The following is a 15,584-nucleotide window of genomic DNA, read 5'->3' as shown; positions in this document are numbered from 1 at the left end:
CTCATCGTCGGCGACGGGCCGTGCCGCCAGGCCTGCCTGGAGCTGCTGCGACAGGCCGGCCTGGCCCATCTGGCCTGGCTGCCCGGCGCGCGCGACGACGTGGCGCAGCTGCTGCGCGCCATGGACCTGTTCGTGCTGCCCTCGCTGGCCGAAGGCAGTTCGAACACCATCCTCGAAGCGATGGCGACGGGACTGCCCATCGTCGCCACGCAGGTGGGCGGCAATGCGGAACTGGTGCAGTCGGGCTGGAGCGGCACCCTGGTGCCGCCCGGCTCTCCCGACATGCTGGCCGACGCCATGCTCGACTACTACAGCATGCCCGAACTGGGCCCGCGCCACGGCGCGCGCGGGCGGCGCCAGGTGCTGGCCGAGCACAGCCTGCCCGCCATGGCCGGCGCCTACCTGGCCGTGTACGACCGCCTGACGGGCGCGCGCCAGCCCTCTCCCCTGTCCACTTATCCCTGAAAGGCCTCCCATGTGCGGCATCAGCGGCATCTTTGATTTGCAGGGCCAGCGCGACATCGACGTGCTGCTGCTGGCGCGCATGAACCACAGCCTGCAGCATCGGGGACCGGACGAAGGTGGACTGCACCGCGAGCCGGGACTGGGCCTGGCGCACCGGCGCCTGTCCGTGATCGACCTGGCCAGCGGCCAGCAGCCGCTGTTCAACGCCGACCGCAGCATCGCGATCGTCTTCAATGGCGAAATCTATAACTATCGCAGCCTGATGGCCGAACTGCGTCAGTTCGGCCACACTTTCCGCACCAGCAGCGACACGGAAGTCATCGTCCACGCCTGGGAACAGTGGGGAGAACAATGCGTGCGGCGCCTGCGCGGCATGTTCGCCTTCGCCCTGTGGGACCGCCGGCGCCACCTGCTGTTCCTGGCGCGCGACCGCCTGGGCGTCAAACCCCTGTACTACGGCGAGGCGCAGGACGGCACCCTGCTGTTCGGCTCCGAACTCAAAGCCCTGCTCGCGCATCCGGCCATGCCGCGCGTGCTCGATCCGCTGGCCGTGGAAGAGTATTTCGCCTACGGCTACGTGCCCGAGCCGCGCAGCATCTTCCAGCACGCGCGCAAGCTGCCGCCCGGGCATACCCTGTCCATCCGCGCCGGCCAGCCGCTGCCCGCGCCGCAATCGTACTGGGACATTCCGTTTACGCCGAATCCTCCCGCCAGCGAAGCGCAGGCGGCCGACGAACTGCTGGCGCGCCTGCGCGAAGCGGTGCGCATCCGCATGGTGGCCGAAGTGCCGCTCGGGGCATTCCTCTCCGGCGGCGTCGATTCGAGCGCCGTCGTGGCGCTGATGGCCGGGGCCAGCGCCACGCCCGTCAACACCTGCTCCATCTCGTTCGGCGACCCGGCCTGGAACGAGGCGCGCTACGCCGACCTGGTGGCGCGCCGCTACGGCACGGCGCACCACGCGCGCCAGGTCGAGCAAGACGACTTCGAGCTGATCGACTTGCTGGCCAACCTGTACGACGAACCGTTCGCCGACAGTTCCGCCATGCCCACGTACCGGGTCTGCCAGCTGGCGCGCCAGCGCGTCACGGTGGCCCTGTCGGGCGATGGCGGCGATGAAAGCCTGGCCGGCTACCGGCGCTACCGCCTGCACACGCGCGAAGAAAAAGTGCGCAAGGCGATGGACCCCTTGCTGCCGGCCGGCCTGCGCCAGTCGCTGTTCGGCACCCTGGGGCGGCTATATCCGAAGGCCGACTGGGCGCCGCGCTTCCTGCGCGCCAAGACCACCTTCGAAGGCCTGGCGCGCGACACGACGGACGCGTATTTTCACGGCGTCAGCCTGCTGGGCGACGCCATGCGCGCGCGTTTGTTCAGCCCAGAACTGCGGCGCAGCCTGCAAGGCTACCGTGCCGTCGAAGTGCTGCGCCGCCACGCGCTGGCCAGCCCCGCGCAAGATCCGCTGTCGCAGGTGCAGTACCTGGACCTGAAAACCTACCTGCCCGGCGACATCCTCACGAAAGTCGACCGGGCCAGCATGGCGCATGCGCTGGAAGTGCGCTCGCCCCTGCTCGACCATGAACTGGTGGCGTGGATGTCCGGCCTGCCGCCGCAATTCAAGCTGCGGCGCGGCGAAGGCAAGTACCTGCTGAAAAAAGCCCTGCGCCCGCTGCTGCCCGACACCCTGCTGTACCGCCAGAAGATGGGCTTTTCCGTGCCGCTGGCGGACTGGCTGCGCGGCCCGCTGCGCCAGCGCCTGCAACAGCGGCTGCTGGGGCCTACGCTGGCGCAATGCGGCCTGTTCGACATGGACTACGTGCGCCTGCTGCTCGATCAGCACGCGAGCGGGCGGCGCGACTACAGCGCGCCACTGTGGGCGCTGCTGATGTTCGAAGCCTTTTTGCGCCAGGTGTTGCCCGTCGATGGCCGCCAGGCGCCGGTGCCCGCGCCGGCCATGGCGGTGGAGTGACGCCATGCGCATCCTGCACATCCTCGACCATTCGCTGCCGCTGCACAGCGGCTACACGTTTCGCACCCTGGCCATCCTGCGGCAGCAGCGCGCGCTGGGCTGGCACACGACGCAACTCACCAGTGCCAAGCAGGGGCCGTCCGACAGCGCGCAGCAGCTGGTCGACGGCTGGCATTTCTACCGCACGGCGCCGAATGCACGCTGGTGGGCGCGCCTGCCCGTGCTGCGGCAAGTGGCCGTCATCGTCGGCCTGGCCGTGCGCCTGCGCCAGCTGGCGCGGCAAGCCAGGCCCGACATCCTGCATGCGCATTCGCCTGCGCTCAATGCCATTGCAGCGCTCAACGCGGGCCGCGCGCTGGGCATCCCCGTCGTCTATGAAGTGCGCGCCTTCTGGGAAGACGCGGCCGCCGACCATGGCAGCAGCCGGCCCGGCGGCTTGCGCTACCGGCTCACGCGGGCGCTGGAAACCTATGCGCTGCGCCGCGCCGACGCCGTCACCACCATCTGCGACGGTTTGCGGCGCGAGCTGTGCGCGCGCGGCGTGCCCGCGCATAAAATCACGGTCATCCCGAACGCCGTCGATGCGGGCGCCTTTTGCGTCACGGCGCCCGGCGACCTGTGGCTGGCGCATAAACTGGGCCTGCATGGTCACCTGGTCATCGGCTTCATCGGCTCGTTCTACGCCTACGAGGGACTGGCGCTGCTGCTGCGCGCCATGCCACGCCTGCTGGCGGCGCAGCCGGCATTGCGGCTGCTGCTGGCCGGCGGCGGGCCGCAGGAAGCGGCGCTGCGCGCGCTGGCGGCGCAACTGGACCTGGAGCACGCCGTGATCTTCGCGGGCAGAGTGCCGCATGCGCAGGTGGCCGCGTATTATCAGCTGATCGACATCTGCGTGTATCCGCGCCTGCCCATGCGCCTGACGGAGCTGGTGACGCCCTTGAAACCGCTCGAAGCGATGGCGCAGGGCCGCCTCGTGGTGGCGTCCGACGTGGGCGGCCACCGCGAACTGGTCGACCATGGCAAGACGGGCATGCTGTTTCGCGCCGGCGACGCCGAGGCGCTGGCGCAGGCGGTATTGCACCTGCTGCTGGCGCCCGCCAGCTGGCCGCTGCTGCGGCGCCAGGCGCGCGCGTTTGTCGAGACGGAGCGCAGCTGGGGCGCCAGCGTGGGCCGCTATGCGCCCGTGTATGCGCGCGTGGCTGCGGCGCGCAAGCCGGCGGGAGTGGCGCCATGATCTTCACGGGCTTGCGCATCGCGCTGGTCGGCCCGCTGCCGCCGCCGGCCGGCGGCATGGCGAACCAGACGGCGCAACTGGCGCGCAAGCTGCGCGACGACGGCGCGCAAGTGCAGCTGCTGGCCGTCAACGGCCCCGTGCTGCCGCCCTGGCTGGCGCGCATCCGCTACCTGCGCGCGGCGCTGCGCCTGCCCGTGCACCTGTGGCGCCTGTGGCGCACGGCCAATACGGTGGACCTGTTCCACATCATGGCCAATTCCGGCTGGTCCTGGCATCTGCACGCGGCGCCGGCATTGTGGATCGCCAGCCTGAAAGGCAAGCCCGCCCTGCTCAACTACCGGGGCGGCGAAGCGGCCGCCTTTTTCGCCCGCTCGCCGCGCCTGGTCTCCATGAGCCTGCGCCGCGCCAGCGCCATCGTCGTGCCCTCGGCCTACCTGGCCGGCATTTTCGAGCAATATGGCCATACGGCCCACATCGTGCCGAACGTGGTGGACTTGCAGCGCTTTACGCCGGCCGCGCCGCGTGCGCCTGGCGACGCCGGCCCGTGCATCCTGGTGGCGCGCCACCTGGAACAGCTGTACGACAATGCCAGCGCCGTGCGCGCCTTTGCCATCGTGCGACTAAGCTATCCCAAGGCGCGCCTGGTGCTGGCCGGCGCCGGACCGCAGCGCGCGGCGCTGGCGCGCCTGGCCAGATCCTTGGGTGTGGACGCTGGCGTGCGCTTCGCCGGCCCCGTCGACAATGCCGCCATGCCAGCCCTGTACCAGGCCAGCGACATCGTCCTCAACCCTAGCCTGGCCGACAACATGCCCATTTCCGTGCTCGAAGCGCTGGCCTGCGGCGTGCCCGTCGTCAGTACCAACGTGGGCGGCATCCCGGCCCTGCTGCACGACGGCGTGACGGCGTTGCTGGTGCCGCCCGGCGATCCGGCCGCCATGGCGCAGGCCATCGTGGCGCTGCTGCGCGACCCGCTCCGCGCGCAGGCGCTGGTCGACGCGGGCCTGGCGCACGCCGCCACTTTCGGCTGGGCCGGCATCGCCCCCAGGCTGGCCGCGCATTACCGCCGCATCCGCGCAGCGCCGCGCCCGGGCGCCTACACGCGCCTCGTCGCGCAGTGGCTGTTTCCCCTGCATGAATGGTTCAAGGGCCACCACAGCACGCGCCTGCTGCGCCGCCTGGAACGCTCGCAGTGGTGGAGCGCGGAGCAGCTGCGGGAGTGGCAGCTGGCGCGCCTGCGCGCTCTGCTGCGCCATGCGGGCGCGCACGTGCCCTACTACCGCGCGCTGTTCGCCCGCAGCGGCTTCGATCCAGGCCAGGTCAGGCAACTGGCCGACCTGTCGCGCCTGCCGCTGCTGCGCAAGGCGGATATCGCCAGCGCGCGCGACAGCTTCAAGTCCGCCCGCGCCGTGGGTTTGCGCCCGTTCGCCACGGGCGGCTCCAGCGGCGAGCCGCTGCAGTTTTTCCTGGGACGGCGCAGGATCAGCCACGACATCGCCGCCAAGTGGCGCGCCACGCGCTGGTGGGGCGTCGACATCGGCGACCGCGAAGCCGTCTTGTGGGGCTCGCCCATCGAGCTGCAGGCGCAAGACCGCCTGCGCCGCCTGCGCGATGCGCTGCTGCGCACCACCCTGCTGCCCGCGTTTGCCATGTCGCCCGCGCGCCTTGACGGCTACGTGGCGCAGCTGCGCCGCTGGCGTCCGCGCATGCTGTTCGGCTATCCGTCCGCGCTGTGCCGCATCGCCAGCCACGCCGACGCGCGCGACCTGCCGCTCGACGGCCTGGGCGTGAAAGTGGCGTTCGTCACGGCCGAACGCCTGTACGACGAGCAGCGCGCGCAGATCGCCGCCGCCTTCGGCTGCCCCGTGGCCAACGGCTACGGCGGGCGCGACGCGGGTTTCATCGCCCACGAATGCCCGGAAGGCGGCATGCACATCACGGCCGAAGACATCATCGTGGAAATCGTCGATGGCCAGGACCAGCCGCTGCCCTTTGGTGCCACGGGCGAGATCGTCGTCACCCATTTGGCCACGCGGGACTACCCCTTCATCCGCTACGCCACGGGCGACGTGGGCGCGCTGGGCACGCAGCCTTGCGCCTGCGGCCGCGGTTTGCCCCTGCTGCACAAGATCGAAGGACGCAGCACGGATTTCCTCACGGCCGTCGACGGCACCGTCATGCACGGTCTGGCCCTCGTCTACATCGTGCGCGAACTGCCGCAGGTGCGCAGTTTTAAAATCATCCAGGAAAGCCTGCTGCGCACGCGCGTGCTGCTGGTCTGCGTGGCGCGCCTGGAGGACGCCACGCGCAGCGCCATCGTGAGCGGTTTCCAGGCCCGGCTGGGCGCGCAGGTGGACATCGTCATCGAGCAAGTCGACGAGATCGCGGCGGAAGCGTCGGGCAAGTACCGCTACGTGGTGAGCGCGGTGGCCTAGGCCGGCGGCCTGTAGCGCGATGCAACAGCAGTTGTCCATGCTCGTCCATGTATCTTGCCATATCGCCTGCGAAGCCATATCCGAGTGAATGCACGCTACGGATCGGGATATCAACGCCGGTCTGGCTGGCGATTTTCGCACGCAAGTCGCTGCTCTTGAAGTTTAAGGCACCGTGCGCTCACACATTGATGTAGATCAATCAATTTTCGAATCGCATGCAGCAGAATATGATCATTCGCAAATGTCTGTTGACCAGCCCATGGCAGGGCGCGTGACTGACGCCACTCCAACTTCATAAGGAACAAGATGATCCCCACTACCATGAAAGCCGCCGTTGTCGAACAACTGGGCCAGCCCCTGGTGCTGCGCGACGTACCCGTGCCGGCGCCCGGTCCCGGCCAGATCCTCGTCAAGACGGAAGCGTGCGGCGTGTGCCACACGGACTTGCATGCGGCGCGCGGCGACTGGCCCGTCAAGCCTTCGCCGCCGTTCATTCCCGGCCACGAAGGCATCGGCGTGGTGGTAGAGTTGGGCACGGGCGTGACCGAAGTGCGGCTGGGCGACCGGGTCGGCGTGCCCTGGCTGTACTCGGCTTGCGGCCATTGCGAACATTGCCTGGCAGCCTGGGAAACCGTGTGCGCCGAGGCGCAGTTCGGCGGCTACACGAAGAATGGCGGCTTTGCCGAGTACATCCTGGCCGACCCGCGCTACGTCGCGCATATTCCGGCCGGTCTTTCCGCCGTGCAGGCCGCGCCCATCATTTGCGCCGGCGTGACCAGCTACAAGGGCATCAAGGAAACGGGCGCGCGGCCGGGCCAGTGGCTGGCCGTGTCCGGCATCGGCGGCCTGGGCCACCTGGCCATCGAATATGCGGTGGCCATGGGCTTGCGCGTGGCGGCCGTCGACATCGATGAAGGCAAGCTGGAACACGCGCGCGCCCTCGGTGCCGAAGTGACCATCAACGCGCGCCAGGGCGACCCCGTGGCGGCCCTGCGCGAAGCGACCGGGGGCGGCGCGCACGGCGTGCTGATCACGGCGCCATCGATCGATGCCTTCCAGCAAGGCGTGGCGATGACGCGCAAGCGCGGCACCTGCGTGCTGGTCGGCTTGCCGCCGGGCGACTTCCCGACGCCGCTGTTCGACGTCGTCGCCAATTGCGTGACGATACGCGGCTCTTTTGTGGGCACGCGCCAGGACATGGCCGAGGCGCTGGCCTTCGCCGCCACTGGCAAGGTCAAGGCCGGGATCGAATTGCAGCCGCTGTCGGCCATCAATGAGATCTTCAGCCGGCTCGAACATGGCAAGGTGGCCTCGCGCGTGGTGCTCGATTTCAGCGCTAAGTGAGCCGCGCCGGTGTGTCGTGCGACGGCAATGCAATTTTTGTTGCCATAATTGCATATTACAAAGGACACACCGATGAAAATATCTCTTTCTTGCTGGCTGGCCTGCGCCGCCCTCGCCTGCTCCGCCCCCGCCAGCGCGGCCGATCAGGCCGCGTCCGCCTTGCCCGGGCACTATTACCTGCAAGGCGTCATGGAAACGGGTTCCGAACTGCTGCTGAAAAAGGATGGCACGTTCGAATGGATGCTCAGTTATGGCAATACCGACGAGCAAGCCAGCGGCGAGTGGCGCATTGCCGGCGACCTGGTGACCCTGGTGGCGGGCAATGGCGGCAAGGAGCCGCGGTTCCGCCTGTTCGAGGAAGCGGAAATGCGCATCCAGAAACCCGCCGAAGCGGGACTGTGGGTGGCCATCGTCGGCTTTCCCACAGTGGGGCCGATGGCCGGCGTGGAGGTCAAATTCGAAGCGCACAGCGGCAAGTCGGCCACCGCCGTCAGCGTGGCGAACGGCGACGCCATCGTGCGCATGCCGGCGTCGGAGCGCTGGGTGCGCGCCGGCTTGCGCCGCCAGGGCTCGAAAGCCGACTATCAATGGCTGGCCGTGCCGCCCGAGCGCGCGCAGCAACGCCTCGCCGCCTTCGCCGTCACCGACCCGCAATGGCTGAGAGGCCAGGCATTCCAGACGCTGGCCTTGCGCGTCGTCAAGGGCGGCCTGAAAGTTGACGATGCGGACAATGGTCTGGCCAGGGGCCTGTACGCCAAACCGGCATCGAAGCAGTAACCCTCACTCTATCTCGTTCCATTCCACAACCACGCCGCCCTGGTCAATATTCCCGACCAGGGCGGCGCCGTTTGCGCCAGCGCGCAGCCGTGCGCCGTTGACACCCCGCACGGTCTGTCCTATAGTCGCCGGGTTAACAAGAAATGAGAATGAGAATCATGTTCATTAAAATACGAAAATGGCTTGCCTGCTATCCGCTCGTGGCCGCAGCCCTGCTGCTGGCCGGTGGCGCGCAGGCGCAAGCAGCCGATCCTGGCGCCGGTGCCAGGCAATTGTGGCAGTTGATTGATTATGTCGCCGTCGATTACAGCGGCGCCGTCGAGCACGGCAAGGTGGTCAGCGAAGCGGAATACGCGGAAATGCTCGACTTTACCGACAACGCGACGACGCAGATCGCCGCCCTGCCCGCCCACGCGTCGCAGGCGGCCATCGCCGCCGCCATCGCCGACCTGCGCAAAGCCGTCGTGGCCAAGGCCGACGGCGTGGAAGTCAAGCGCCTGGCGCACCACGCGAACGGCTTGCTAATCGCCGCCTACCCGATCCCCGTGGCGCCGAAAGTGCTGCCCAACCTGATGCGCGGCGCGGCCCTGTATGCGGCCCAGTGCGCTTCTTGCCACGGCGTGGCCGGCGGCGGCGACGGTCCGCTGGCGGCCAGTCTGGAACCGAAACCGATCGCCTTCACGGATGGCGAACGGGCGCAGTCGCGCAGCGTCATGGCGCTGTACCAGGTCATTTCGCAAGGCGTGGCGGGCACCTCGATGGCCAGTTTCGGCCAGCTGTCCGAAAACGAGCGCTGGGACCTGGCCTTCTTTGTCGGCGGCATGTCGCACGACGCGGCGGCACGCGCGCACGGCGAAAAGCTGTGGCAGGACGATCCGCGCAGTAAAAAGCTGTACGCGGACCTGGCCGCCGTGACGACCCTGACGCAGGAAGCGGTGGCCGCCAAGCTGGGCGCGGACGAGGCGCAAGCCTTGACGGCGTACTTGCGCAGCCATCCCGACAAGGCCGAGGCGCACAAGCCCACGGGCCTGGCCCTGTCGCGCCTGCGCCTGGCCGAAAGCCTGGCCGCCGTGCACGCGGGCGACCGCGCGGGCGCCACGCGCCTGGGCCTGTCGGCCTACCTGGACGGCTTCGAGCCGATCGAGCCGATGGTCGGCGCGCGCAACAAGTCCTTGCTGCTGGCCGTGGAAAACGCCATGCTGGCCTACCGTTCCGCTGTTGCCAAGGGCACGGTGGCCGACGCCGAAGCGGCGGGCGACAAGCTGCAGCAACTGTTTACCCACGTGGAAGCGGAGCTGGGCGACGCCAAGGCCGAGCCGATGACGACCTTTATCGGCGCCCTGACGATCCTGCTGCGCGAAGGCGTGGAAGCGCTGCTGATCGTAATCGGCATCATCGCCTTCCTGCGCAAGGCCAAGCGCAGCGACGTCATGCCCTACGTGCATGGCGGCTGGATCAGCGCGCTGGTGGCGGGCGGCCTGACATGGGTGGCGGCGACGTACCTGGTGACCATCAGCGGCGCCAGCCGGGAAGTGAGCGAAGGGCTCGGTTCCGTGTTCGCCGCCCTGGTCCTGCTCAGCGTGGGCTTGTGGATGCACCAGAAGAGCAGCGCCGGGCGCTGGCAGGAATACCTGCACGAAAAACTCACGGCGGCCATGACGCGCCGCTCCGCCTGGGGCCTGTTCGCCCTGGCCTTCATCGCCGTCTACCGCGAAGTGTTTGAAACGGTGCTGTTCTATTCCGCCCTGGCGGCCGACGGCAATGGCGGCGCCCTGCTGGGCGGCTTCCTGGTAGCCATCGTGCTGCTGGTCGTCATCGCCTGGGCCTTGCTGCGCACCAGCGCCCGCATGCCGATCGGCAAGTTCTTCTCGTGGACGTCCGCCTTCGTGGCCGTGCTCGCCGTGATTCTGATGGGCAAAGGCGTGGCCGCGCTGCAGGAAGCGGGCTGGGTCGGCGTCACCCCCGTCGACTTCATGCGCGTCGACCTGCTGGGCATCCTGCCGACGGCGGAAACCCTGCTGGCGCAGGCGGCCATCCTGGCCATCATCGTCGCCGGCTATGGCTGGAACCGTTATTCGGCAGGCAAGCACAAGCCGGCCTGATCATGCAATAGCCGGCATGGGCAAGCTGCCCGGGCCGGCACTTCCGCACTTTTTCCCCATTCACCTGTTGCGATGCCGCTCAGCGAGCGGCATCGCGCGCATCCACGTAGGCCCAGGCCTGCATGCCCGACGCCAGGGTCACGCGCTCGCGCCGGTAAGCGGCCACCTCGTAGCCGTCCGCCTGCCGCAATTCCTCAAGCGAAATAGCCAGCACGGCGCCCGGCACGCTATCCGTCGGCATGGCGCTGCGCGAGGCGATCGGATGATGCGTCTTGCCGCTGGTCGCCACCACTTGCGCATCGTCGATGGCCAGCATTGCCAGGCGGTAACCGGGCAATTGGTCGGGCCGGCTGTCGAGCAGGCGCCCGAAAGTGGCCAGTTGCACCTCGGGCTGCTGCAAGGTGCCATAGGAAAACAGGTGTTCTGCCGCTGCCGCTGGAATAGTTGCCATTTTTTACTCCTGGTCGATGGTCGATAGCGTGCATCGTAACGCTGTTCGCGCCGCGACGCGAACAACTTGCCGGCATCGCTCCTGCACCGTTTTGAAAACTGCGATATGATGATCGTCATGCAGAACTCATCCAACAACAAAGCGTCGGCGCACAGCCGCAAGGAAGCCACCCACGAACGCATCGTCGAGGTGGCCACGCGCGCCATCCGCCGCAGCGGCTATGCGGGCACGGGCGTGGCCGACATCATGAGGGAAGCGGGCCTGACACACGGCGGCTTTTATGCGCACTTCGCCTCGCGCGATGCGCTGCTGGCCGAAGCGGGCGACCGCGCGGGCGCCGAATCGGTGGCGCTGGCGGCCAGGGTGGCGGCCGCCGCCCCGCCGGGCCAGGCGCTGCAGGCGATGCTGGCGGCCTACCTGTCGCCCGAACACATCGCCGCCATCGAGGTGGGCTGCCCTGTCTCGGCGCTGGGTTCGGAAATGCCGCGCCAGGCGCCCGAGGTGCGGCGCGCCGCCACCATCCACATCAAGGAAATGATCGACTTGTTCGCGCGCCAGATGCCCAACTGGGGCCAGCCGGAAGCGCACGCGCAAGCCATGGCGACGGTGTGCGCCATGATCGGCGCCACCATCCTGGCGCGCGCCGTCGACGAGCCGGCCCTGTCGGACGCCCTGTGCGCGGCCACCCTGGCGCAGTTCCAGGACGCAAACCAGCCGTAACGCCCATGGCCCGGGTCCGTCCCGGGCTTTTTTTCAAACAACAATATGACGACCGTCATATTTTATGCTGTCAACCACTGAAGGACTGCCATGAAGAACAACAAGATTGCCCTGGTCACCGGCGCCTCGTCCGGCATCGGCGCGGCCACGGCCCGGCGCCTGGCGCAAGCGGGCTACACGGTGTACGGCACCAGCCGCCGCGGCGCGCAAGCCGATGCGGTCGGCTACACGATGCTGGCGCTCGACGTCACCAGCGACGCATCCGTCGCGGCCGCCGTCGCCGAGCTGATACAACGCGAAGGCCGCATCGACCTGCTGGTGAACAACGCGGGTTTCGGCGTGGCCCCGGCGGGTGCCGAGGAAAGCAGCATGGCGCAGGCGCACGCCATCTTCGACACGAATTTTCATGGCGTCGTGCGCATGACCCTGGCCGTGCTGCCGCACATGCGGGCCCAGGGCGGCGGGCGCATCCTCAATATCGGTTCCGTCGTCGGCTTTTTGCCCATGCCTTATGGCGCGCTGTATTCGGCCACCAAGCACGCCATCGAGGGATACACGGAATCACTCGACCATGAAGTGCGCGGCTGGGGCATCCGCGCCAGCGTCATCGAGCCGGCGTATACGAAAACCACGTTCGAAGCCAACCTGCTGGCGCCAGATAGCCCGCTGTCCGCCTACCGGCAAGTGAGCGCGGCCGTCACGCGCCGGCTGCAAGCGCTGATGGCCGGCGCCGAAGACCCTGGCGTCGTGGCCGACACGGTATTGGCGGCGGCGCAGGCGCGCCAGCCGAAATTGCGCTACACGGCCGGGCCGCTGGCGGCACGCTTGCGCCTGATGCGCCGTTTCCTGCCCGCCGCGCTGCTGGACGCCGGCTTGCGCAAGGACCTGCGCCTGGCCTGAACGCCGGCACTTTTTTCAGCCTTCAGAGAGAACATCATGCAAGCATTGCAACTCAAACGATACGGCGGCCTCGATCACGTGGCGTTTGCCGAACTGCCCCGCCCTCCCCCCGGTCCCGGCGAACTGCTGGTGCGGGTGCGCGCCGTGGGACTCAATCCCATCGATTATCTGATCCCCAGGGGCGACTTCAAGCCGATCTTGAAACTGCGCTTGCCGGCCACCCTGGGCAGCGACCTGGCCGGCGTGGTGGTGCAAGTCGGCAGCGGCGTCACGCGCTTTCAAGTGGGCGACGCCGTGTATGCGAGCATTTTCGACACGCCATACGGCAGCCTGGCCGAGTGTGCCGTCGTGCCCGAGCAGGCGGCCGCGCAGATCGCCGCCCTGCTCGAAGCGGGAAGCATCCGCCCCGTCATCGACCAGGTGTTTCCTTTTCTTCAAGCAAAGCAGGCGCTGACCTACCTGGCGCAGGGCCGCGCGCGCGGCAAGGTGGTGCTGCGGCTGCCCGTGCCCTGAGTGGCCTTGGGATTGCGTTCCGTGCTGTGACGGCAACTGTGATTATGTGTGAGTTTTGCGTTGGCAATTTCGGCCATACTCGTTGTCAACCCCTTACCTATTGATACCGGTCAACTTCAACAAAGGTAGCTCATGCGCTTTTTCCGGGAATGCTGCTGGCTCGCGATCACCCTCGCGGCCGGCACCGCCCATGCCGAACCGGGCGTGACCGATACGCAAATCCGGCTCGGCATGGTCAATGCCCAGACGGGGGCGGCCTCCGGGCTGGGACGGGCCATGCTCGATGGCGCGACGGCCATTTTCCAGGAAGCAAACCAGCGCGGCGGCATCCACGGCCGCAGCATCGAGCTGGTGGTGGCCGACGATGGCTACGATCCGGACCGCGCCATCAGCGAAACGCTCAGGCTGATCGAGGACAAGCAGGTATTCGCCCTGTTCGGCAACGTGGGCACACCCACCACCAACGCCGTCATACCGATCGTCCAGGAAATGAAGGTGCCGCTGGTGGGCGCGTTTACCGGCGCCATGACCTTGCGCCGCCCCGTGGTACATGAAATCATCAACTTTCGCGCCAGTTATGACGATGAGTCCGATGCCCTGGTGCAGTACTTCGCCAGCCGGGGCATCAAGCGCTTTGGCGTGCTGTACCAGGACGACGGCTTCGGCAATGCCGTGCTCGACGGCACCGTGCGCGCCCTGCAGCGGCGCGGCATGGAACTCGTCGCCAAGGGTTCCTTCCAGCGCGGCACCACGGCCGTCAAGGCGGGACTGGCGGCCCTGATCGGTCACGACTTGCAGGTGGTCATCATGGCCGGCCCCTACACCCCGGTGGCTGCGTTCGTGCGCGAAGCGGGCCAGACCGGGCTGAAGGCGGCCCTGGCCACGGTGTCCTTTGTCGGCACCGACAGCCTGCTGCAGCTGCTGGGCAAGGAAGGCAACAACATTGTGATTTCGCAAGTGGTGCCGCTGCCGGAAGACCGCACGCTGCCCATCGCCGCCGACTGCGCCGCGCTGCTGGCCCGGCATGTGCCGGCGGCCCGCCTGTCGTTCGTCAGTTTCGAGGGCTGTATTTCAGCCACCCTGATGGTGGCGGCGCTACGCCGCGCTGGCGCCGACCTCACGCGCGAGCGCCTGATCCAGAGTTTCGAAACGTTCGACCGGCTCGATCTGGGCGGCTTGCGGGTAACGCTGCGACCAGGCGACCACCAGGCGTCGACGGCCGTCTTCCTGACCCGCATCGCCGACGGCCGTATCGTGCCGGCCGACCCGGCGCCTGGCGCGAAGTGATGCGCGCGGCCGTCCCCTGGAGCCTGGCATGAAAATCAGGACCAAGCTGATCATCAGTACCACCGTCCTGCTGGCGGGCGTGGCGGCCATGGCGGCGGCCAGCCTGCTGCTGGTGAAAGGCATCGAAAACCATGTGCATGGCTTGACCGACGAGACCGTGCCGCTGTACACGGACGTGTTGCGCCTGCGCTATACCGTACAGGATATGACGTCGGATTTTTTCGAGCTGGGCAAGGCGGAAGACCTGGCGCAGCTGGAACAGGTATCGAGCAAGATCGTCGCCAGTATCCGTACCGCCGAGAACATCAGCCAGGACTTGCGGCGCCACGGCGAGTCGCAAGCGCCCCGCTATCACTCGGCCTTCGAACGGGAATTCCAGCGCATGCGCGTCGCCGTGCGCAAGCGCCTGGAAAACGAGGCTTATTACAAGGCGCAGGCGACGGAGATGCGGCAAGTGCTGGCGCAGATCAAGGCCGCGGCCAAGGGGGCGCGCGGCAAGATCCGGCTGGTCGACAGCCAGGCCCAGGCCACGGCCGCCGAGGTGCAGCTGGAAAGCCAGCGCCTGAACGAGAACGCCCGCTACCTGACGGATTTACGCAAGAGCATCCACGACATGCAGATTGCGCTGGCCGAAACGGAGGCCGTGAAAAACCGTTTCCGCATCGCACCCTTGCGCGAACGGCTGACGGCGGCCGTCGCGCACCTGGAAGGCACCAGCGAGCGCGACATCAGCCCGGCCCAGCTGGCGCTGCGGGCGAAACTGCTGGCCACGGCGCGCCAGATGCTCGATCCCGCCGCCGGCCTGCTGGCCCTGCGTGCAGCTCTGCTGGCCGAGGGCGGCGCCAGCGCGGCGCAGCAAGCCGCCTATGCCGCCCTCAAGGAAGACACCAGCGCCGCCCTGGCCGGCGCCCACCTGCGCCTGGCCGAGGAGCTCGATCCCATCGAACTGCAGCTGGCCATCGGGCGCGACCGGCTGGCCGAAGCGGGCCGCTACATGCACACCTCGGCCCGCATCGAGGACGCCAGCGGCGAAATCAACCTGGCCGTCGACGCCATCAGCATCGACGTGGGCGAAGTCATGCTGGCCACGGCCGCCGCCGACGTCACGCGCCTGGGCGACGATATCGCGCTGCGCATCAGCGCCCTGCACCGCGACATGGCCACCATGCAGACCTTGCTGCAAAGCATAGGCCAGCTGGGCTTGCTGGCCGAAACGCGCGGCGTCAACACCCATCTGGACGCGGTGGAGCGTTCGGGACAGCGGCTGGTGCACGCCAAGGGCAGCGTGCTGGACAGCCAGACGGCGCTCGACGAGGTCATCGACCACGTGCGCGCCTTCGAGCGCGAGCAGGCCGCCTATTCCGCGCAGCAGGTGGCGCGCATCACGGGCCAGCAG

13 protein-coding genes are annotated in these 15,584 nt (G+C 68.1%); 12 read left to right on the top strand and 1 reads right to left on the bottom strand.

What is annotated here, in order from left to right; genetic code table 11:
- The 7 genes from K0F86_RS27475 to K0F86_RS11220 form a co-directional block, all read left to right on the top strand.
- Window positions 1–465, top strand: a 465-nt coding sequence (locus K0F86_RS27475) for a glycosyltransferase (RefSeq protein WP_257572099.1), incomplete at its 5' end; no start/stop codon positions are given.
- Window positions 466–475: 10 nt separating this feature from the next.
- Window positions 476–2,428 carry an XrtA/PEP-CTERM system amidotransferase gene (locus K0F86_RS11245; protein WP_219134460.1) on the top strand — a complete coding sequence of 651 codons (1,953 nt, stop codon included), beginning with the start codon at window positions 476–478 and terminating at the stop codon, window positions 2,426–2,428.
- A 4-nt stretch (window positions 2,429–2,432) separates the two neighbouring features.
- On the top strand, window positions 2,433–3,662 hold the full coding sequence (locus tag K0F86_RS11240) for a TIGR04063 family PEP-CTERM/XrtA system glycosyltransferase (RefSeq protein WP_219134459.1): 1,230 nt from the start codon (window positions 2,433–2,435) through the stop codon (window positions 3,660–3,662).
- Complete coding sequence (locus K0F86_RS11235) at window positions 3,659–6,094, top strand: glycosyltransferase (protein WP_219134458.1); 2,436 nt, start codon at window positions 3,659–3,661, stop codon at window positions 6,092–6,094. Before K0F86_RS11240 ends, K0F86_RS11235 begins: the two co-directional genes overlap by 4 nt.
- Before the next feature lie 306 nt (window positions 6,095–6,400).
- Window positions 6,401–7,438 (top strand): zinc-dependent alcohol dehydrogenase, encoded by a 1,038-nt coding sequence (locus K0F86_RS11230; protein WP_374197276.1) that lies wholly within the window; start codon window positions 6,401–6,403, stop codon window positions 7,436–7,438.
- Window positions 7,439–7,510: 72 nt separating this feature from the next.
- Window positions 7,511–8,215, top strand: coding sequence for a hypothetical protein (locus K0F86_RS11225; RefSeq protein WP_219134457.1), 705 nt, complete (start codon window positions 7,511–7,513; stop codon window positions 8,213–8,215).
- 158 nt (window positions 8,216–8,373) lie between these two features.
- On the top strand, window positions 8,374–10,317 hold the full coding sequence (locus tag K0F86_RS11220; RefSeq protein WP_374197275.1) for an FTR1 family protein: 1,944 nt from the start codon (window positions 8,374–8,376) through the stop codon (window positions 10,315–10,317).
- A gap of 79 nt (window positions 10,318–10,396) precedes the next feature.
- Here the strand turns inward: K0F86_RS11220 and K0F86_RS11215 are convergent, their stop codons facing one another.
- The gene (locus K0F86_RS11215; protein ID WP_219134455.1) at window positions 10,397–10,768 is read right to left on the bottom strand and encodes a gamma-glutamylcyclotransferase family protein; all 372 of its coding nucleotides are present in this window, start codon (window positions 10,766–10,768) and stop codon (window positions 10,397–10,399) included.
- Between the two features lie 105 nt (window positions 10,769–10,873).
- Between K0F86_RS11215 and K0F86_RS11210 the strand changes: the two genes are divergently transcribed.
- From K0F86_RS11210 to K0F86_RS11190, 5 genes are all read left to right on the top strand, one after another.
- Complete coding sequence (locus tag K0F86_RS11210) at window positions 10,874–11,488, top strand: TetR/AcrR family transcriptional regulator (protein WP_219134454.1); 615 nt, start codon at window positions 10,874–10,876, stop codon at window positions 11,486–11,488.
- A gap of 90 nt (window positions 11,489–11,578) precedes the next feature.
- On the top strand, window positions 11,579–12,388 hold the full coding sequence (locus K0F86_RS11205) for an oxidoreductase (protein WP_219134453.1): 810 nt from the start codon (window positions 11,579–11,581) through the stop codon (window positions 12,386–12,388).
- A 36-nt stretch (window positions 12,389–12,424) separates the two neighbouring features.
- A complete protein-coding gene (locus K0F86_RS11200) occupies window positions 12,425–12,901 on the top strand; it encodes an alcohol dehydrogenase catalytic domain-containing protein (RefSeq protein ID WP_219134452.1) in 477 nt (158 codons plus the stop codon).
- Window positions 12,902–13,033: 132 nt separating this feature from the next.
- On the top strand, window positions 13,034–14,188 hold the full coding sequence (locus K0F86_RS11195; protein WP_219134451.1) for an ABC transporter substrate-binding protein: 1,155 nt from the start codon (window positions 13,034–13,036) through the stop codon (window positions 14,186–14,188).
- Window positions 14,189–14,216: 28 nt separating this feature from the next.
- A partial coding sequence (locus K0F86_RS11190; RefSeq protein ID WP_219134450.1) for a hypothetical protein occupies window positions 14,217–15,584 on the top strand: 1,368 nt, incomplete at its 3' end.

Origin of the sequence: Janthinobacterium sp. UMAB-60, from assembly GCF_900095235.1 — a bacterium.
Lineage (GTDB): Bacteria > Pseudomonadota > Gammaproteobacteria > Burkholderiales > Burkholderiaceae_D > Janthinobacterium.
The sequence above is the reverse complement of the archived record's forward strand: the minus strand, read 5'-3'. Positions and strand labels throughout refer to the sequence as shown.